At 63.9% G+C, this 19,094-nt stretch carries 20 protein-coding genes; 13 read left to right on the top strand and 7 right to left on the bottom strand.

The window, feature by feature from the left end; translation table 11 throughout:
* Nucleotides 1-272 precede the first annotated feature (272 nt).
* Nucleotides 273-947, bottom strand: a complete 675-nt coding sequence (tlpA, locus tag K7H91_RS23010) for a thiol:disulfide interchange protein TlpA (RefSeq protein ID WP_230722527.1) — start codon at nt 945-947, stop codon at nt 273-275.
* A gap of 23 nt (nt 948-970) precedes the next feature.
* Between tlpA and argH the strand changes: the two genes are divergently transcribed.
* From argH to K7H91_RS22980, 6 genes are all read left to right on the top strand, one after another.
* Complete coding sequence (gene argH / locus K7H91_RS23005) at nt 971-2,368, top strand: argininosuccinate lyase (protein WP_230722526.1); 1,398 nt, start codon at nt 971-973, stop codon at nt 2,366-2,368.
* Between the two features lie 92 nt (nt 2,369-2,460).
* A complete protein-coding gene (locus K7H91_RS23000) occupies nt 2,461-2,691 on the top strand; it encodes a hypothetical protein (protein ID WP_230722525.1) in 231 nt (76 codons plus the stop codon).
* Between the two features lie 139 nt (nt 2,692-2,830).
* Nucleotides 2,831-3,091 carry an LPS translocon maturation chaperone LptM gene (gene lptM, locus K7H91_RS22995; protein ID WP_155122085.1) on the top strand — a complete coding sequence of 87 codons (261 nt, stop codon included), beginning with the start codon at nt 2,831-2,833 and terminating at the stop codon, nt 3,089-3,091.
* Nucleotides 3,092-3,103: 12 nt separating this feature from the next.
* On the top strand, nt 3,104-4,366 hold the full coding sequence (gene lysA, locus K7H91_RS22990) for a diaminopimelate decarboxylase (protein WP_230722524.1): 1,263 nt from the start codon (nt 3,104-3,106) through the stop codon (nt 4,364-4,366).
* Nucleotides 4,367-4,468: 102 nt separating this feature from the next.
* On the top strand, nt 4,469-7,006 hold the full coding sequence (locus K7H91_RS22985) for a TIGR02302 family protein (protein ID WP_230722523.1): 2,538 nt from the start codon (nt 4,469-4,471) through the stop codon (nt 7,004-7,006).
* A gap of 93 nt (nt 7,007-7,099) precedes the next feature.
* Nucleotides 7,100-7,855: an SDR family NAD(P)-dependent oxidoreductase gene (locus K7H91_RS22980; protein WP_230722522.1), complete on the top strand. Its 756-nt coding sequence runs from the start codon at nt 7,100-7,102 to the stop codon at nt 7,853-7,855.
* A gap of 300 nt (nt 7,856-8,155) precedes the next feature.
* On the opposite strand, the gene K7H91_RS22975 is transcribed toward K7H91_RS22980, so the two are convergent.
* Together K7H91_RS22975 and hpt are read right to left on the bottom strand one after the other, a co-directional pair.
* Nucleotides 8,156-8,515: a response regulator gene (locus K7H91_RS22975; RefSeq protein ID WP_230722521.1), complete on the bottom strand. Its 360-nt coding sequence runs from the start codon at nt 8,513-8,515 to the stop codon at nt 8,156-8,158.
* Between the two features lie 162 nt (nt 8,516-8,677).
* Nucleotides 8,678-9,220 (bottom strand): hypoxanthine phosphoribosyltransferase, encoded by a 543-nt coding sequence (hpt, locus tag K7H91_RS22970; protein ID WP_230722520.1) that lies wholly within the window; start codon nt 9,218-9,220, stop codon nt 8,678-8,680.
* A gap of 247 nt (nt 9,221-9,467) precedes the next feature.
* Between hpt and ftsE the strand changes: the two genes are divergently transcribed.
* The 4 genes from ftsE (at nt 9,468) to K7H91_RS22950 (ending at nt 13,208) form a co-directional block, all read left to right on the top strand.
* A complete protein-coding gene (gene ftsE / locus K7H91_RS22965) occupies nt 9,468-10,127 on the top strand; it encodes a cell division ATP-binding protein FtsE (protein WP_026173310.1) in 660 nt (219 codons plus the stop codon).
* A 571-nt stretch (nt 10,128-10,698) separates the two neighbouring features.
* Nucleotides 10,699-11,580 carry a cell division protein FtsX gene (locus K7H91_RS22960; RefSeq protein ID WP_230722528.1) on the top strand — a complete coding sequence of 294 codons (882 nt, stop codon included), beginning with the start codon at nt 10,699-10,701 and terminating at the stop codon, nt 11,578-11,580.
* A gap of 153 nt (nt 11,581-11,733) precedes the next feature.
* Nucleotides 11,734-12,414, top strand: coding sequence for a YdcF family protein (locus K7H91_RS22955; protein WP_230722519.1), 681 nt, complete (start codon nt 11,734-11,736; stop codon nt 12,412-12,414).
* Nucleotides 12,414-13,208: a lysophospholipid acyltransferase family protein gene (locus K7H91_RS22950; RefSeq protein ID WP_230722518.1), complete on the top strand. Its 795-nt coding sequence runs from the start codon at nt 12,414-12,416 to the stop codon at nt 13,206-13,208. Before K7H91_RS22955 ends, K7H91_RS22950 begins: the two co-directional genes overlap by 1 nt.
* On the opposite strand, the gene K7H91_RS22945 is transcribed toward K7H91_RS22950, so the two are convergent.
* On the bottom strand, nt 13,205-13,756 hold the full coding sequence (locus tag K7H91_RS22945; protein ID WP_230722517.1) for a gamma-glutamylcyclotransferase: 552 nt from the start codon (nt 13,754-13,756) through the stop codon (nt 13,205-13,207). The two genes, K7H91_RS22950 and K7H91_RS22945, sit on opposite strands and share 4 nt — an antisense overlap.
* Before the next feature lie 49 nt (nt 13,757-13,805).
* Between K7H91_RS22945 and K7H91_RS22940 the strand changes: the two genes are divergently transcribed.
* The gene (locus K7H91_RS22940; protein WP_230722516.1) at nt 13,806-14,801 is read left to right on the top strand and encodes a DUF2125 domain-containing protein; all 996 of its coding nucleotides are present in this window, start codon (nt 13,806-13,808) and stop codon (nt 14,799-14,801) included.
* A gap of 94 nt (nt 14,802-14,895) precedes the next feature.
* On the opposite strand, the gene K7H91_RS22935 is transcribed toward K7H91_RS22940, so the two are convergent.
* The 3 genes from K7H91_RS22935 to K7H91_RS22925 form a co-directional block, all read right to left on the bottom strand.
* Entirely contained in the window at nt 14,896-15,819 is a 924-nt protein-coding gene (locus K7H91_RS22935; RefSeq protein WP_230722515.1) for a prephenate/arogenate dehydrogenase family protein, read from the bottom strand.
* Entirely contained in the window at nt 15,816-16,940 is a 1,125-nt protein-coding gene (gene hisC / locus K7H91_RS22930; RefSeq protein ID WP_230722514.1) for a histidinol-phosphate transaminase, read from the bottom strand. The genes K7H91_RS22935 and hisC overlap by 4 nt, the downstream gene beginning before the upstream one ends.
* Nucleotides 16,941-17,024: 84 nt before the next feature.
* On the bottom strand, nt 17,025-17,774 hold the full coding sequence (locus tag K7H91_RS22925) for a class I SAM-dependent methyltransferase (RefSeq protein WP_230722513.1): 750 nt from the start codon (nt 17,772-17,774) through the stop codon (nt 17,025-17,027).
* Nucleotides 17,775-17,862: 88 nt separating this feature from the next.
* On the opposite strand from K7H91_RS22925, the gene gloB reads away from it, so the two are divergent.
* Nucleotides 17,863-18,633, top strand: a complete 771-nt coding sequence (gene gloB / locus K7H91_RS22920) for a hydroxyacylglutathione hydrolase (protein ID WP_230722512.1) — start codon at nt 17,863-17,865, stop codon at nt 18,631-18,633.
* Complete coding sequence (locus K7H91_RS22915) at nt 18,633-19,055, top strand: cupin domain-containing protein (protein ID WP_230722511.1); 423 nt, start codon at nt 18,633-18,635, stop codon at nt 19,053-19,055. The genes gloB and K7H91_RS22915 overlap by 1 nt, the downstream gene beginning before the upstream one ends.
* The last annotated feature ends 39 nt before the right edge of the window (nt 19,056-19,094 follow it).

The following is a 19,094-nucleotide window of genomic DNA, read 5'->3' as shown; positions in this document are numbered from 1 at the left end:
CTTCTGATATCACTCAATAACTTTTAAATCGGCCTCTAAACTGGAATAGCTAAAACTGTACCTGCGTTATTTTTATCAGAATTATAGAATAATGAAGAATCGTTTAGGGGGATCGGATCGGGGCGGGCCGAACTGGAAACTCCAATGAAAAAAAGAGTGAATATAATAGCTGATTTATACATGTAACCCTCCTTTGGCGAAGGGTTATATTCTTATAGACATTTTATTTTGTAAATATAACTTGTATTCATCTTAATGAAGTGCATGCATAATTATGCATTCTCACCCCCCCCAAGCGCCGCGCCCACCAGCGCCTTTGCATCCGCGCTGTCCCATTCGGCTGGCCCGTTCATCGCCCCCAGCAAACACCCGTTCTCATCGATCAGCACCGTTGACGGCAGGCCGAAGGCCAGGCCTTCCTTTTTCAGGGTGTTGAAGGTCGTCATGGTTTCGTCGCGGTAGAAGGCGAGCGCGTTTATGCCGATTTCGTCGAGGAAGCGGACCGGTTTTTCGTCGGTGCCGGTGTCGATGTTGACGGCGACGACCTCGAAGTTTTCGCCGCCCATATCGGCCTCCAGCCGGTCGAGCGCCGGCATTTCCTCGCGGCAGGGAATGCACCATGTGGCCCAGAGGTTCATCAGCACGGTCTTGCCAGCAAGGTTTGCAAGCGTGGTTTCGCCGTCGCTGTCGCGGAAGGCGAGGTTCGGGAGCTTTTGCGGCTTTTCGGCGGGGATGAAGGCCGCGACCTCGCCGATCGCGAGCGGCTTCAGGCGTTCGGCGGTCTCGGCGGCCGGTTTGCACTGGCTGGCGGCGAGATCGCCCATGCCATTGCCAGTCACGGCGTTTTTCACGTATACCGCGACGGCGCCGGCAATCAGGCCAGCGGCAAGCGCGATTAGAACCAGTTTGGCGGAGACCGGGCTTTTGCGGCTCTTCTTCTCTGTCATGTCATTCTCCAGATAGGCACTTCATGGCTTCCGACAACAGCACCTCGAACAAGATGTGGGGCGGACGTTTCGCCTCCGGTCCCGATGCGATCATGGAGGAGATAAATGCCTCGATCGATTTCGACAAGGCGCTCTATAACGAGGATATCGACGGCTCGATCGCCCATGCCACGATGCTTGCCGAAAAAGCCATCATTACGAAAGAGGACAGCGCCTCAATTATCGAGGGTCTCAATACAATTCGCCGTGAGATCGAGGCGGGCGATTTCGCCTTCTCGCGCCAGCTCGAGGATATTCACATGAATATCGAGGCGCGGCTGCGCGAGCTGATCGGCCCCGCCGCCGGCCGCCTGCACACCGCCCGCTCGCGCAACGACCAGGTCGCGCTCGACTTCCGCCTGTGGGTGAAGAAGGAGTTGCAGCGCACCGAGGCGGCGCTCACCCGGCTGATCGGCGTGTTTCTGACGCGGGCCGAAGAGCATGCCGATACGGTGATGCCGGGCTTTACCCATCTGCAGACCGCCCAGCCCGTCACCTTCGGCCATCACTGCATGGCCTATGTCGAGATGTTCGGCCGCGACCGCGCCCGCGTGCGCCACGCGATCGAGCATCTGGACGAAAGCCCGATCGGGGCGGCCGCGCTTGCGGGCACCGGCTTTGCCATCGACCGGCACATGACGGCGGAGGCGCTTGGCTTTGCCGGCGGGCCGACGCGCAATTCGATCGACACGGTCTCGGACCGCGATTTCGCGCTGGAGTTTCTCTCGATCGCCTCGATCTGCGCCACGCATCTGTCGCGGCTCGCCGAGGAAATCGTGATCTGGTCGACGCCGCAGTTCAATTTCGTGCGGCTGTCGGACAGTTTTTCCACCGGCTCCTCGATCATGCCGCAGAAGAAGAACCCGGATGCCGCCGAACTCGTGCGCGCCAAGACCGGCCGCATCAACGGATCGCTTGTCGCGCTTCTGACGGTGATGAAGGGCCTGCCGCTCGCCTATTCGAAGGACATGCAGGAAGACAAGGAACAGGTGTTCGACGCCGCCCGCAGCCTGGATCTGGCGATCGCCGCGATGACCGGCATGGTCGGCGATCTCACCGTCAACGTCGATGCGATGAAGGCCGCCGCCGGCTCCGGCTTTTCCACCGCCACCGACCTTGCCGACTGGCTGGTGCGCGAGGCGGGCCTGCCGTTCCGCGACGCCCACCACGCGACGGGCGCCGCCGTGGCGCTTGCCGAGAAGAAGGGCTGCGATCTCGCCGAGCTCTCGCTTGCGGAATTGCAGGGCATCAACCCGGCGATCACCGCGGGCATTTTCGACGTGCTGACGGTGGAGGCCTCCGTCGCCAGCCGCAAGAGCTTCGGCGGCACGGCCCCGGACGAGGTGAGGAAGCAGATCGCCTGGTGGCGCGAGCGGGTCTGAGGCGCGCGCCGGGCAGGGCCATGCAGGGCCGACTGGGGATTGACAGCCGGTGCGCCGCGACGGATCATCGGCTGCAACCAGGAGGCATCGCCATGGCGGACAATGTCACCAATGAATTGCTGCTTGAGCATCTGAAGGCATTGCGGGAAGACGCTAAAATGGCCCGCGAGGAACGCCGGGAAATTCGCGATGAGATCCGGGCGATCAAGGCGCATGTCGCCGCGCTGGTACAGAGCGACCTGAACCGCGACGGCCAGCAGGCCAGCATCTACGCGCGGCTTGACCGGATCGAAAGACGGCTCGAGCTTTCCGAAGACAGTTGATGTGGTTAGGAAAATACGTCGCAAATGCTGCGCCCGGACGCCGCGCCGCAATTTGGGGTGCACAAAGCGGTTCTGATCGGTTATCAGAATGGCCAGGGCGTTTGCGTTTGCGGGGCCCGTATCCGGTTCGGGGCTCTTGATGAAGACGATCACGATTGCAGTTGTTGCGCTGATGGCGCTTTCCCTTAGCTCCTGCGGACGCCGCGGGCCGCTGGAAGTGCCGCCGCCCACGCCCGAACAGCAGGCGCGCGCCGCGAAGACGCAATCCGAACCCACCATCCGGCTTGCCCCCAATGACAAACCGATCGTGTTCGACGGCTCGGGCGACGATGTCATCAATGCCGGGCCGGATGCCGCCGTCGATGGCGAGCCCTTCCTCCTCGATCCACTGCTTAACTGACGCAGGCCAGACGTGAACCATTTCGAATATCGCGACGGCGTTCTCCATGCCGAGGGCGTTTCCATACCGGCGATCGCGGCGGCCGTCGGCACGCCGTTCTATTGCTATTCCACCGCCACCTTCACCCGCCATTACAAGGTCTTCGCCGAAGCCTTCGCGGGAACCGACGCGCTGGTCTGCTACGCGGTCAAGGCCAATTCCAACCAGGCGGTGCTGAAGACGCTCGCCAAGCTTGGTGCGGGCATGGACGTGGTGTCGGAGGGCGAATTGCGCCGCGCGCTTGCCGCCGGCGTTCCGGCCGAAAAGATCGTGTTTTCCGGCGTTGGCAAAACGGTGCGCGAGATCGACTTCGCGCTCGATGCCGGCATCTACTGCTTCAATGTCGAATCCGAACCCGAGCTGGAGGTGCTGAACGCGCGCGCCGTGGCGAAGGACGTCGTCGCCCCGGTCTCCTTCCGCATCAATCCGGATGTGGATGCGAAGACCCATGCGAAGATCTCCACCGGCAAGAAGGAAAACAAGTTCGGCATCGCGTTTTCGCGCGCCCATGACGTCTATGCCCATGCGGCAGGCCTCCCTGGCATCCGCGTCACCGGCATCGACATGCATATCGGCAGCCAGATCACCGAGCTATCGCCGTTCCGCGATGCCTTCCGGCTGATGCGCGAGCTGGTGACGGAGCTGCGCGCCGCAGGTCACGACATCGACCATGTGGATGTCGGCGGCGGGCTCGGCATTCCCTATCAGTTCGACAACAATCCGCCGCCGGAGCCGCTCGCCTATGCGAGCGTCATCCGCGAGGAGCTTTCGGGTCTCGACTGCCGGATCGTGGCCGAGCCGGGGCGGATGATCGCCGGCAATGCCGGAATCTTCGTCACCGAGGTGATCTATGTGAAGGATGCCGAGGCCAAGAGCTTCGTCATCGTCGACGGCGCGATGAACGATCTGATCCGCCCGACGCTCTACGACGCATGGCACGATATCCGCCCGGTCGCGCTAAAGCCCGGGGCGGAGCGGATGACCGCCGATGTCGTCGGCCCGGTCTGCGAGACCGGCGACTATCTGGCGCTGTCGCGCGAAATGCCGCGTCCCGCGTCCGGCGACCTGTTCGCGGTGATGACGGCGGGCGCCTATGGCGCGGTTCAGGCCGGCACCTACAATACCCGCCTTCTGGTGCCGGAAGTGCTGGTGGATGGCGACCGCTTCCACGTGGTGCGCCCGCGCGGCAGCTATGAGGAGCTGATCGGCCTCGATTCGCTGCCGGATTGGCTTTAGGCCGGTCGCGGTAATGTGAACCGGGAATTTGCCGGCCTCACCTCGCTATCGACACAAAGCGTGCTATTCTGAAGCCATCACGCCGCGCGACCACAGGGGCTCATGACCGGGCAGAAACACACTGCGGGCAAACGCAATGATGCAGTCGATGATGCGCTGACGCGCCGCATCCGCCGCAAGCGCGCGCTCACGCGTTTCAATCTCTTCGTTGAACGGCTTGTGCCCCTTCTGCTGTGGCCGCTCGCGGTGGCGGCGCTTTACGTCGCGCTGTCATGGCTCGGCGTGTTCCTGCTGCTGTCGTTCGCGGTCCGGGCCGCGCTGCTGTTCTTCTTCATCCTCGGTTTCGCGGTCAGCCTCTGGCCGCTGCGCCATCTGCGCATCCCCTCGGCCCATGACGCAGAGCGGCGGCTGGAGGCGCACAACGCGCTTGCCCATCAGGCGATTTCGGTGCGGCTCGATCGCCCGGCGCGGCAAACGCCGGAGGCGATGGCGCTCTGGCAGGCCCATCAGCGCCGCATGGCCGAACATCTTCGCGCTATCGATAGCGGCCTGCCGAAGCCGGACCTTGCCTCCGTCGATCCCTACGCGCTGCGCGCGGTTCCCGTGCTGCTGCTGTTCGTCGCGTGGTTCTATGCCGGTCCCGATGGCACGGCCCGACTTGCCGATGCCTTCGCGCCGCCCGCGCGCGAAGGGGAGACGCAGGTGGCGCTCAGATTCGATGCCTGGATCTCGCCGCCCGGCTATACCCGCAAGGCCCCGGTCTATCTTCAGGCCGATGGCGGGGAGGCGATCACCGGCATTCCCGAGGGCTCGGTGCTGACCGTTCGGCTTTCCGGGGAGGGCGCGGACCAGCCGATCACCTTCACGCCCGATGGCAGCGAAGAGGCCCAAGCGCCCGCCGAGGCCGAACAGGGGACGCTCGCCAACAGCGCCAGTTTCTCGCTATCCTCCGGCGGTCGGCTCGATGCGGCCGGTCGGAGCTGGGACATTGCCGTCGATCCCGACGAGGCCCCGGTGATTGCCTTCAAGGGAACGCCCAGAGCGGCGGCGAACGGGGCGTTGGAACTCGACTACACCGTGACCGATGATTACGGGGTCACCCGCGCCCGCGCCGAGATCGCGCCGGCCGGCGATGTCGATCCGCATGCCGAGCCGGTCTATCCGCTGCCGCAATTTCCGCTCAACATGCCGGCGCGTTCGTCGAAGGATCATTCCGCCTTCACCAGCCGCAATCTGACGGAACATCCGCTGTCCGGCACGCCGGTCACGATCACGCTGGTCGCCGAGGACGCGGCCGGTCATGTCGGCAGAAGTCCCGCGCTTGAAATGGTGCTGCCGGAGCGCGCCTTCCGCAACCTGCTGGCCGGTTCGGTGGCCGAGCAGCGCCAGATCTTCGCGCTCGACACGCGCCGCATGCCGCAGGCGTTGCAATATAGCGCGGCGATCACGCTGAGACCGGAAGAGACGATCCCGGACCTCACGCAATTCCTGCTGATCAAGTCGGCGCAGACAAGAATGACGCTTGCTCACGACGAAGACAGCTACCGCGATACCGCCGATTACATGTGGGATATCGCAACCGGCATCGAGGACGGCGCATTGTCTGATGCCGAGCGGCGGCTGCGCGAGGCGCAGGACGCGCTGAGCGAGGCGCTGGAGAATGGCGCATCGGACGCCGAGATCGCCCGGCTGATGCAGGAACTGCGCGAGGCTATGCAGGAATTCCTGTCGGAAATGGCCCAGCGCATGCAGCCCTCCGAGCAGATGCCGGGCGACCAGCAGACCCTGCGCCAGCGCGATCTCGACAATCTCCTGAACCAGCTTGAAAACCTCGCCCGCTCCGGCAATCGCGATGCCGCCCAGCAGTTGCTTTCGGAGTTGCAGCGGATGATGAACAATCTCCAGCCGCCGTCTTCCACCGCCCAGCAGCAGGGCGGCCAGCAGAATTCCGAGATGCGCCAGCAGATCGACAAGCTCGGCGAACTGATCCAGGAACAGCAGCGGCTGATGAACGAGACCTTCGATCTCGACCAGCAATTGCGCGACCGCGAGCGCTGGGGCGATCCGCAGCCTTCGCCCGGCGAGCAGGGAGAGAATGGCGAAAAGGCGCCGCGCGACATGACGGCGGAGGAACTCCGCGAAGCGCTGAGGCAGCTTCAGCAGCAGCAGCAGGGGCTCGCCGAACAGCTATCGGAAATGCAAGAGAAGCTTTCCGAACTCGGCATGCCGCCGGCGGAAGGCTTCGATCAGGCCGGCGAGGCCATGGAAGGGGCGGCCGGCGCGCTCGGGGAGGGCGAGGGCTCCGCGGCCGTCGAGGGGCAGGGCAATGCGCTGGAGGCGCTCCGCCAGGGCGCGCAGCAGATGATGAATTCGATGATGGCGCAGGGCCAGGGCCAGCAAGGTCAGGGCCCGGGCGGGCAGACCGGCTGGGGCAATCAGGCCGGTCGCGATCCGCTCGGCCGCAACCAGGGCGCTGACGGGCTCGACTTCGGCGACAATGTCGACGTGCCCGACGAGATCACCGTCCAGCGCGCTCGCGAGATCCTCGACGCCATCCGCGAGCGGCTGAACGAACAGGCCCCGCTGCCCTCCGAACCGCCCTATCTCGAGCGGCTTCTGGAACCCCAGTCGCAGAACTGATTTTTGCGTCCATTTGCCTTTAAAAGACGGTCCTTCATGGCTACCTGATTCAATGACGCCCGCATCGGAGCGTCGGCATCAAGGAGTATCGTCATGTCCAAGAGATTCGAAAACAAAACCATCATCGTGACCGGGGGCGCTTCCGGCATTGGCGAGGCCTCTGTCCAGCTTCTGGCGCGCGAAGGCGCCAATGTGATTGTGGCCGATCTCAACGAGGACCATGCGAACAAGACCGCCGCTGAGGTCGAGAAATCCGGCGGCAAGGCCGCCGCCTTCGCCGTTGACGTGAGCGACCCGAAGGCCGTGGAAGCCATGGTGGATTTCGCCGTCAAGACATATGGCGGGCTTTACGGCGCGGTCAACAATGCCGGCATCGGCGGTCCGTCGGAGCCGATCGGCGACTACGACATCGACGCCTGGCACAAGGTGCTCGATGTCGACCTGCATTCGGTATTCTACTGCATGAAGTACGAGCTTGCCGCGATCGAGGCATCGGGCGGCGGTTCGATCGTCAACATGTCGTCGATCCTGGGAACCAACGGTTTTGCCACCGCGCCGGCCTATGTCGCCTCGAAACATGCGCTGGTAGGCATGACCAAGTCGGCGGCGCTGGAATATTCCAGGCGCGGCATCCGCATCAATGCCGTCGGCCCCGGCTTCATCCGCACGCCGCTGCTTGATGAGAACCTTGAGCCGGAGGATATCGAAGGCCTGGTCGCGCTCCATCCGATCGGCAGGCTCGGCACGTCCGAGGAGGTCGCCGCCCTGACGGCCTTCCTGCTCTCCGAAGACGCCTCCTTCGTCACCGGCAGCTATCATCTGGTGGATGGCGGCTATTCGGCGCAGTGAGGCAAGCAAAAGGCCGTTGCCTCGGCGGGCAGCGGCCCCGTTTTCCGACAAAGCCTTCCTCCCTCTCTCCCGTCATGCTCGGGCCTGTCCCGAGCATCCAAGCACGTGTCAACTCGACAGGCGTCTCGGACGAAAACTCAGTTCATGCCGTCATTTGTGAAACGCCAACGCCGCTCGTGCGGGACCGTGGTTAGATCCTCGGCACAAGGCCGAGGATGACGTCCGTAAAAAGGATCGCTTTACAAGCAGTTAGGGCACCGGCAGCGGCCTTTTCAAAACTGCAACCGTTCTAGCCCGGCCCTATGCCGCCAGCGCGCGGGCGACGGCCTTGCGGATGTCGGGAAGCGCGAAGGGTTTGGAGACCACGTCGACGATCTTTTCCATCAGGTCGTCGGCGCGTTCGCGCTGTTCGGCAAAACCGGTCATCAGCAGGATCTTGGTGCGCGGATGGTCGTGCGCGGCGGCGTGGGCCAAGGCGATCCCGTCCATGATCGGCATGCGGACATCGGATAGCAGAAGGTCGTAGTGGCTTTCGCCGAGCAGTTCGAGCCCTTCGGCGCCGTCACAGGCTTCCACGGTCTCGTGGCCGTCCAGCCGCAACGCGCGGGCGACGAACATACGCAGCGATGCCTCGTCTTCGGTAATCAGAATCCTCGCCATGGCGCTATCCAGTTCTCTCTGTCTTTCAAAACCCGTCTTGCAGGCCTGTTGTTCCAGGCTTTGTTGCAATGGAGATGACCAGAACTTTCCTAGCGAGAGGTAAACATCGAAATGTGGCGGTTTATGTAGTTAACAAGCTGTTCGGACTGCATTTATGCTTGATTAAGCATCCCCGGTCACCACGCCGACGAAAGGAAGCTCGCGGAAGGCATAGGCCACGTCCATGCCATAACCGACAACGAACTTGTCGGGGCAGTGGAAGCCGGCGTAATCCGCGTCGAGCGCTTCCTCGCGCTTGTTCTGCTTGTCGAGAAGAACTGCGACCGAAACATTGGCCGCGCCGCGCTCCAGCATCAGTTCGCGCGCGAAACGCAGCGTGCGGCCGGATTCGAGAATGTCGTCGATCAGCAGGACGTCGCGGCCCTCGACCTCGCTGTCGATATCCTTGACCATCCGCACCGACTTTCCGACGGTGCCGGTGCCATAGCTCGACAGCGTCATGAATTCCACTTCCGGCGCGAGGCCGACCTTGTGCAGCGCGCGGATCAGGTCGGCGGCGAACACGAAGGAGCCCTTCAGGATCGCGATCACGAGAAGGTCCTTCGACGGGCCGCTGGCGATCTCGCGGGCGAGCTCCTCATTGCGCGCGGCAATTTCCTCGGGCGAGAACAGAACTTCGATCTTTTTGCCGCGGACGACATGCATGGCGCGCTCCCTTGCCTCCAGCGCCGAGCCGTAAGGGCCGGAAACGCCGTATATGTTTGAAGATGGCCGGTTTTACTGGGTTTGGCCGGGCGGGGCAATCGCAAGGCCGGGCGCAACCGCGCCTCGAGGCCAAAACGCCGTGGATATCCGCCAAAATCGCATAACTTGCGGCCTGTTCACGACCTGTTATTCATAATCGCGGATAATGGAGGCGATGGAAAGACGAGGACAGTATCAGGGCATGGCACTGATTCAGTTTGAAAATGTTGGCCTGCGCTATGGAATGGGCCCGGAAGTCTTGCGCGACATGACCTTCGACATTCCCCGGAACTCCTTCCAGTTCCTGACCGGCCCCTCCGGCGCCGGCAAGACCACGCTGCTCCGGCTGATGCTGATGGCGCTGCAGCCGACGCGCGGCCTGATCCGCCTGTTCGGCCGTGACGTCGCCGTCATTCCGCACAAGGAGCTTCCGATGCTGCGCCGCCGGGTCGGCATCGTGTTTCAGGATTTCCGCCTGCTCGACCATATGACCACCTATGAAAACGTCGCCCTGCCGCTGAGGGTGCGCGGCAAGGACGAGGTCTCCTACCGCAATGACGTGATCGAACTCCTGAAATGGGTCGGGCTCGGCGAGCGGCTCCATGCCCGCCCGCCGGTGCTTTCCGGCGGCGAGAAGCAGCGCGTGGCGATCGCCCGCGCGCTGATCGACCAGCCGGAAGTGCTGCTCGCCGACGAGCCCACCGGCAATGTCGATCCGCCGATGGCGCGCCGTATCCTCAGCCTGCTGGTGGAACTCAACCGCTTGGGCACGGCCGTCGTCATAGCAACCCATGATATCGCGCTGATGGACCGCTATAATGCGCGCCGGATGATCCTTTCGGAAGGAAGGCTCGATATTCATGACTAGGCCGCCCCGCTCGCTTCGCGATCCCCGCATCGAGGAAAGAGAACGCGCCGAACGACGCCTTGCCGAACAGCGCGCGGAGGAAGAGCGCCTGCTGGAGGCGCGGCGGCTGGAGGAGATCCGCCAGCAGCAGGAGGAGGTCGCGCGACGCCAGGCGGAGCAGCAGCGCCAGCTCGCGCAGCGCCGCGCGGAGGAACTGGAGGAGCGTCGCGAAAAGGAGCGCGCGGCGGCGCGCCGGCAAGAGGCCCAGCGTATAGAAGCCCAGCGGGCCGAAGAGGCTCGACAGGCGGCGCAGGCGCGGCAGAAGGCATCAAAGCCGCCGCCGGCATTCCGGTCGCGGGCCAACCCCGTGCCGCAGGGCCAGGAAACGCCGGTCGCGCGGCGCGCCGAGCCGCCTCGTCCGAGTGCTGCTCCATCCGCAGACGCCGCGCCAAAAACACGGACCCAGCGTCCGGCCCCTGGCACCAAGTCGGGCCCAAAGCTCGGCGGGAAGACCCGTTTCCGTCCCGCGCGCCAGGCGCCGCGCAAGCCGACCCCCATCGTGCCGCCCTCCAATGTCCAGACGCGGGCGCTGATGGCCGTGGTGACGATCATGGCGTTTCTCGCCTGCCTCACGCTCGGCGCGGTCTCGATGGTGCGCGCGACCGCTGAAAGCTGGCAGGGCGGCATCTCGCGCGAGGTGACGATCCAGATCAAGCCGGGCGAGGGCCGCGACATGAACCAGGCGCTGCTGAACGCCCGCGACGTGGCGCTGCAATTCGTCGGAACGCTCGACGGGCGGGTGGTCGACGAGGCGGCAACCGAGCGGCTGCTGGAGCCGTGGCTTGGCACCGGTCTCGATTTCGATACGTTGCCGGTGCCGCGGCTGGTGATCGTTACCATCGACGAAAACAATCCGCCCGATTTCGCCGCCATGGCCGCGGCGCTGCAAAAGGCGGTGCCCGGCGCATCGCTCGACGATCATCGCGCCTGGGTGAGCCGGTTGTCGGCTATGGCGGATGCCACGACGACCATCGGCGTCTCGATCATGGCGCTGGTGTTTTCGGCGATGGTGCTGACGGTGGTGTTTGCAACGCGCGGCGCGCTTGCCGGCAGCCGCGATATCGTCGAGGTTTTGCATTTCGTCGGCGCGGAGGCCTCGTTCGTCGCCCGTCAGTTCCAGCGCCATTTCCTCAATGTCGCGCTCAAGGGCGCGTTCCTCGGCGGCGCGCTGGCCTGCCTGTTCTTCGTGCTGGCGCGGGTCTGGCAGCGGCGTTATCTGGCGACACCCGGCGCCGACCAGACCACGGCGCTGTTCGGCACGATCTCGATCGGCTGGGGCGCCTATTTTGGTATTCTGCTCACCATCGTCGCGATCGCCGGTCTGACGGCGCTGACCACGCGGCTGACGGTGATCCGCACCATTCGCGAGATCGACATTGTGCGCTCCGACCCGGAGCGGACCGATACGGTCTGATTTTCAGAATCCTGCCGCCGATCCGCCGCCTGAATTTCAACTCTATTTCCTGTGTTGTATAGGTTGGCGGGTCAGCCGTCTGATTCGGACGGTTTCACAAGCATCGAGATAACGACCCCGCGAACCGGGCGCAGAACTGGAAATGGATCGGGCATGGCGGAAAGGGTGCGCAAGCCGCATAAAAAAGGCGGCAGCGAACACGGGACGCGGCGGCGTTCTGCCGCCGGCCGTCTCGCGCGCCTTGTCGGCTTCCTTCTGCTGGCGATCGTGCTGGTGTTCGGCGGCGGTTTTGTGGCGTTCTGCTACAATGCGCTGACCGCAAGGCCGCCGCAGATCTACGAGACCGATGCGATCGTGGTGCTCACCGGCGGCTCGCGCCGGATCGAGGAGGCCTTCGCGCTGCTGGAGGCCGGCGCGGGCGAGCGGCTGCTGATCTCCGGCGTCAATCCCTCGACCACGCCCGAGAGCATCCTCAATGTGATCGGCGGCGACAGCCAGCTTTTCGAATGCTGCGTCGATGTCGGTTACGAGGCGCTGGACACCTACGGCAATGCCGTGGAAACCCGCAAATGGATCGAGGAGCACGACTATAGCCGCATCCTCGTCGTCACCAGCGCCTACCACCTGCCGCGCGGGTTGTTCGAACTCAGGCATATCGATCCGGATACCGTGTTCGTCGGCTATCCGGTGCCGTTCAGCGACCAGGATGCGTCGTGGCGGCAGAGTATTCGCTATCTGAAGATTCTCGGCTCCGAATATATGAAATTCATCGGCGCTCATCTGCGCGCGGAGACCGGGCTTTCGGCGCTTGCGCCGGCCGGGGAGGGGAACTGATGGGGATGATCCGCTCCGCCGCGTTCAACATCGCTTTCTATCTCGGCACCGCGGTGCTGATGATCGTGCAGTCGCCCTATTATTTCCTGGCCTCGCGCAAGAACGCCTATCGGGTGGTGGTGCAGGGCTGGGGCCGGTTCGTGAACGCGCAGATGCGGCTCTGGGCCGGCGCGACCTTCACCATCGAGGGGCTCGACAACCTGCCGGACGGGCCGTGCATCATCGCGCCCAAGCATCAGTCCGCATGGGACACGATCATGCTTTTGCCTTGGATCCCGGATTCGGTGTTCATGCTCAAGCGTGAACTGATCCAGATGCCGCTGTTCGGCTGGTATCTCAAGAAACAGCGCCAGATCGCCGTCGACCGCGCGCAGACCGGCCGCGCCATGGCAGATGCGATCGCGCGCACCAAGGCAGAGGTCGAGACCGGGCGCCAGCTCGTGATCTTTCCGGAGGGGACCCGCCGTCCGCCGGGGGCAGCACCCGACTACAAGCGCGGCATTCAGCGGCTCTACCGCGATCTCGGCGTGCCGGTCATTCCGGTGGTCATGCATCCCGGCCTGTTCTGGCCGCGCGGCAGCTTCCGCCGCCAAAGCGGGCATTTCAAGGTCCGCATCCTGCCGGCGATTGCGCCCGGAAAGGAACCCCGGCAGTTTTTCGACGAACTCGTCGGGACCATGGAGCGCGAAAGCGACCGTCTTCTGATCGAAACCGTCGACGCCAATCCGCATCTCGACCTGCCGGAGGTGACCCGCAAGCGCGTTGCCGAGTTGCTGGCCGCCGAGGGGCTCTAGAATGCGTCCTTGCGGACCGGGCGCGGCTGCTCATTTTTCAGGAGGCCTGCGATCGTCTCCAGCGCGGCGTCATTGATCTTCATCTCGCGCAGATGGTCGACGGTGTTGAGGAGATAGTCGCGATTGGGGCCCGACTGGCCGTGGCCGCCCCGCACCAGTTCGGCAGCGTGGTCAAGATCGAGCTTGCCGGCATATTGCTCATGCGCATGATCGACGACATAGGTGATGGCGGGCACGTTCTCGCCCGATGACAGGCGAACGGGCAGCACCAGTTCGCGATAGACGCGGGTGACGAGTTCGCGGCCGCGCAGATAGGCGAGGATTTCCTCTTCGTCCTTGACCCTGGCGGCGAGCGCCACGCCCTCGCAGAAGCCGCCGCGGTCGAGGCCCAGCACCAGGCCGGGCTTGTGCGCGGTGCCGCGGTGGACATGGGAGTAGACGCAGAGGCTGCGGTGATAGCCGGCAAGTCGGGCGGGCATGCGTCGATGGGTCGCAAAACCCGGATTCCACATCAGCGAGCCGTAGCCAAATACCCAGAATTCGTCCATATGCTATTGCCTGATACCGTTGAGTTCCGAAATTACAATGAGGCCCATGATGGCGAGATCAACCCGAACGCGCAAGTTTCTGAAATGGACGCTGATCGTTCTGATTGCCGTGATCGTCGCCTATGCCCTCGGCTGGTTCTATGTCGCCCGCACCGTGAAGGCCCGGATTTTCACGCTGCTGCAGGGCCAGGGTCAGCAAAACGTCGTCGTGAACTGCGAGGACATCGGCTATAACGGCTTTCCCGTCAAATTCGGTTTTTTCTGTGACGACCTGCATGTGCGCGACCGAACGTCGGACTCGGTGTTCGACGCGCCACAACTTATGGCTGAGGCGCCGGTCTATTCGCCGTGGTCGGTTCTGGCGACGCTCACCGGCCCCGCCACGCTGCAAAACGACGCCGGCATGCTGTTGCGCGCGGAGTGGCAGGATTTCGGCGGCAAGCTGATCTACAGGGGCGGCGCGCCGCGCCTCGTCTCTTTCGATTTCGAGGCCGTGACCGCCCGTTTCGCCGATCCCCAGGGCCGGCAGGGAACGCTGACGGCGGAACAGGGGCAGGGGCTGGTGCGCAATGACAACGGCGATCTCGATGTCGCGCTGAACCTGAACGAGGCGGTTCTGCGCCCGCAGAACAATGCCGACGCCTTGCCCGCCGTTTCGCTCAACTTTCTGGCGACCGTCGATGACGGCGGCGCGCTGCTCGAAACCGACTTCCATCCGCAAATGCTGCGCGGCAAGAGCGGCATCGTCAACCAGGCGGCGCTCGCGATCGGCGAAAGCCAGTCGACGATGGCGGTCTCGGGCCGCTTTGCCTTCGACAGGGACGGTTATCTCGATGGCCGCTTCAGCTTCGAGCTGACCGGCATAGACGGCGTCGCCCAGCTTGCCGCGCTCAGCTTCCCGGGCGCTGCCGGCGTCATCAATTCCGTCACCGGCCTGGTCAAGAACTTCACCGGCGGCCAGCGCACCGTGACGCTCGATGTGCGCGTCGAACATGGCAGGGCCGTGCTCGGCTTCATCCCGCTCGGCAAGATACCGCCGCTCTAGAGCCTTTCCGCATTTCACGGAAACGCTCTATCTCTTTGTTTTTACGCAATTCCGGAAGGTGAACCGGTGTCCATTTCACCTGGAATTGCTCTAATCAGTCCTTGTCGTCGAGCGCGTGGCGGCCGAAGTCGGCGGCCTCGACATCCTGTCCGGCCTCGATGATCGAACGGCGGATCTCGCGGGTGCGGCTGAAGAGTTCGAACAGCTTGTCGCCCTCGCCCCAGCGGATCGCGCGCTGAAGATAGGCAAGGTCCTCCGAAAACCGCGCCAGCATTTCCAGAATGGCGTCGCGGTTGTGCAGGCAGACGTCGCGCCACATGGTGGGGTCGGAGGCCGCAAGGCGGGTGAAGTCGCGGAAGCCGGAGGCGGAATACTGGATCACTTCCGATTCGGTCACTGTTTCCAGATCGTCCGCGGTGCCGACGATATTGTAGGCGATGATATGCGGCAGGTGCGAGACGATCGCCAGAACCTTGTCGTGATGGTCGGCGGCCATGGTGTCGACACGCGAGCCGAGCGCCTGCCAGAATCGGGTGAGCTTGTCGACAGCGGCGAGGTCAGCGTCTTCGGCCGGCGTCAGGATGCACCAGCGGCCCTTGAACAGGCCGGCAAAGCCGGCATCCGGTCCGGATTTCTCCGTGCCGGCGATCGGGTGACCGGGGATGAAGTGCACATTCTCCGGTACGAAGGGCGACATCTGGGCGATGACGGAGGCCTTGGTGGAGCCGACATCGGTCAGGATCGCGCCGGGCTTCAGATTGGGGGCGATACGCTCGGCCACCACGCCGGACGCGCCGACGGGCACCGAGACGATCACCAGATCCGCGCCGCGCACCGCGTCTTCGGCGGAAGCAGTATAGCGGTCGCCGAGCCCCAGTTCCTCCGCCCGCCGCAGCGTCTCCGGCGAGCGGGTCGAGACGATGATCTCGCGGGCAAGCCCCTTGGCGCGGATATCACGGGCAAGCGAGGAGCCGATCAGGCCGATGCCGATCAGCGCTATGCGTTCGAATGCGGTCATGCCTTTTCCGTTTCCGGCGCGGCGGCCAGGAAAGTCTTCAGCGCTTCTATGACGCCCAGATTGGCCTCTTCGGTGCCGACGCTCATGCGCAGCGCATTCGGAAAGCCGTAGCCGGCGACGGCCCGCAGGATATAGCCGCGCGCGCTCAGATAGCGGTCGGCGTCCGCCGCGCGCTTGCCATCCTCATCCGGGAAGTGGATCAGCACGAAATTGGCGACCGAAGGCGTAACCGAAAGGCCGAGGGCTGTGAGTTCGGCCGTCAACCGCTCGATCCATTTCAGATTGTAATCGACCGCCGCCCGGGTGAAGGCGTCGTCCTTGATCGCTTCCGTCGCCGCCGCGATGGCCGGTGCGTTGAGGTTGAAGGGGCCGCGCACGCGCTCCAGCGCCGCGATGATATCGGTCGGGCCGTAAAGCCAGCCGACGCGCAGCGCGGCAAGCCCGTAGATTTTCGAAAACGTCCGGGTCATCACCACATTGGCGTTGTCGGCGACCAGTTCCAGCCCGGCCTCGTAATCATTGCGGCGGACATATTCGGCATAGGCGGCGTCGAGCACCAGCACGACGTTTTTCGGCAAGCCGGCATGGAGCCGCCGGATTTCGGAGAACGGCACATAGGTGCCGGTCGGGTTTGCCGGGTTGGCGATGAACACCACGCGGGTCCGGTCGGTCACGGCAGCAAGGATCGCGTCGACATCGACCCGCGCATCCTTTTCCTTCACGGTGACGGGCGTGGCGCCGTTTGCGAGAATCTGGATCTTGTAGACCAGGAAGCCGTGCTCGGTGATGATCGCCTCGTCGCCCTCGCCAAGATAGACATGGGCGATCAGGCCGAGCAACTCGTCGGAACCATTGCCGCAGATGATATTGCCGGTGTTGAGCCCGTATTTGGCGGCAATCGCCTCGCGCAGCGCGCTCGACTGGCCGTCGGGATAGAGCGCCAGGTGTTCGCCGACGGACTGCATGGCGGCGATCGCCTTCGGGCTCGGCCCGAGCGGGGTCTCGTTCGATGACAGCTTGTGAACCTTGCCCGCGCCTTCGCCGTGGGACTTGCCGGGCACATAGGCGGCAATGTCCATGATGCCGGGGCGCGGCGTTGGCTTGATCATCTGTTCGGTCATCGGAAACCTCGAAAAATTGTCGGCCTTTTCCGGCCGGTTTTTAGCGTCAGCAGCAATAATTGCGATTGGGGTCTTTGTCGAGTGTCAGCCGCGATGTCGCGCGCGGGTGGTCGGCACGCCCTGCGGGGCGAGCGCCGGCACCAGAACCTTGCGCGCGGCGCGGGCGGCGACCGGAAGGCCCTGATAGAGCCGCTTCTGCGCCTCGATGATGTTGACGCCGGCAAAGGCGGGCCAGAAGGTGCGGCCCGACCGCTCGAAACTGGAGCGGAGCTTCAGCACCGCGCGGCTTTTCGACGGCGGAAAGAACAGCGCCTCGGCAAAGGCCGCGGGCGTGAAATTGGTCTCCCGCAGCAATTCGATGATCTGGCCCTTGGAATAGGGCCGGCCATTGCCGAAGGGCGTATGTTCGAGACGCGCCCACACGCCGCGCCGGTTGGGGGCGACGATGACGACCCTTCCGCCGGGCGCCAGCACCCGCCATAATTCGCGCATGGTCTCGCGCGGGGCCTCGGCGAATTCCAGCGCATGCACCAGCAGGACGCGGTCGATCGAGGCGTCGGGCAGGGGCAGTTCCTCTTCGTGGACGAGCACGGTTGCCGACGGTCCGAGCGGCGGCCAGTTGATCGCGCCCTGCGAGGCCGGCATCAGCGCCATGGTTCTTTCGGCTTCACCGGCGAAGCGGTCGAGATAGGGCAGGCAGTAGCCGAGGCCTGCCAGCCTTTCCTCCGGCAGCGCCTGCCAGATCGGCGTCAGCGCCATCGTGATCGAATGGGCGGCGAGCCTTCCGAGTTCGGTGTGATAAAACGCGCGCAGGTCTACGATATCGGCATTCATGAGCTGAGATTGACCCGGCTGATGGTTGGACTTCAATGTCCACCGTACTACATTGAACTCCATTGAGTAAGCAATTGCGAGGCCTGATATGCGTTCACTGGAAATTGCCGTCTTCATGTGCCGTTCCGACAATTACGGCGTCCTGGTGCACGAGCCGGAAAGCGGCAAGACCGTCAGCATCGACGCGCCCGATGGCGAAAAGGTGATGGCTGAGGCCGAACAGCGCGGCTGGACGATCACCGACATCTTCACCACCCACCATCACAAGGACCATGTCGACGGCAATCTCATGCTCAAGGAGAAATATGATTGCCGCATCGTCGGGCCGATCGAGGAGGCGGTGGTGATACCGGGTCTCGATCTCGCCGTGTTCGAGGGCGACGAACTCGAATTTGCCGGCCACAAGGTGGAGGTGATCGAAACCCCCGGCCATACCGCCGGCCATATCTGCTATCACTTCGTCGAGGACGGCCTGCTGTTTGCCGCCGACACGCTGTTCGCCATGGGCTGCGGCCGGCTGTTCGAGCGCCCGGCCTCCGATATGTGGCCGTCGCTGCAAAAGCTGATGGCGCTGCCGGACGAGACCGAGGTTTATTTCGGCCATGAATATACGCTCGCCAATGCCAAATTCGCGCTTACCATCGATCCCGACAATGCGGTGCTGAAGGAGCGGGCGGAAGCGGTGGCGGAGCTGAGGGAAGCGGGCGGCTTTACCATTCCGACCACGATCGGGCTGGAGAAGAAGACCAACCCGTTCCTCAGGGTGGCCGATCCGGCGATCCGCAAGACGCTCGGCATGGAAGCGGCGAGCGACGCCGAGGTTCTGGCCGAAATCCGCAAGCGCAAGGACAATTTCTGATGACCGCCGACGCGATCATCGAAGCGCTGGGGCTCCAACCCCATCCCGAGGGCGGATGGTTCGCCGAGACATTTCGTGATTCGGCCGGCGGCGGGCGCGGAGCCTCGACGCTGATCTATTTCCTCTTGAAGGCGGGCGAGCGGTCGCACTGGCATCGCCTGCATACAGCCGTCGAGGTCTGGCACTATTACGCCGGGGCACCCCTGAAGCTGATGCGCTCGGCCGACGGCAAGGTGGTGGAAACCCAGATACTCGGCCCGGACATCGCGAATGGCGAGCGCCCCCAGGGGGTGATCTCCGCCGGCTCTTGGCAGGCGGCCGAAACTACGGGTGATTTCACGCTGGTCGGCTGCACCGTCGCGCCGGGCTTCACCTTCGAGGATTTCGAACTCGCCGAACCGGGTTGGGCGCCCGGAAGGTGAGGTGAGCGGTCGCGCTGGTGTAGTATTTGTATACGGCCG

This window comes from Martelella mediterranea (assembly GCF_021021415.1).
Lineage (GTDB): Bacteria > Pseudomonadota > Alphaproteobacteria > Rhizobiales > Rhizobiaceae > Martelella > Martelella mediterranea_C.
Note: the sequence above shows the minus strand (reverse complement) of the source record. Positions and strands in the feature narration are given on the sequence as shown.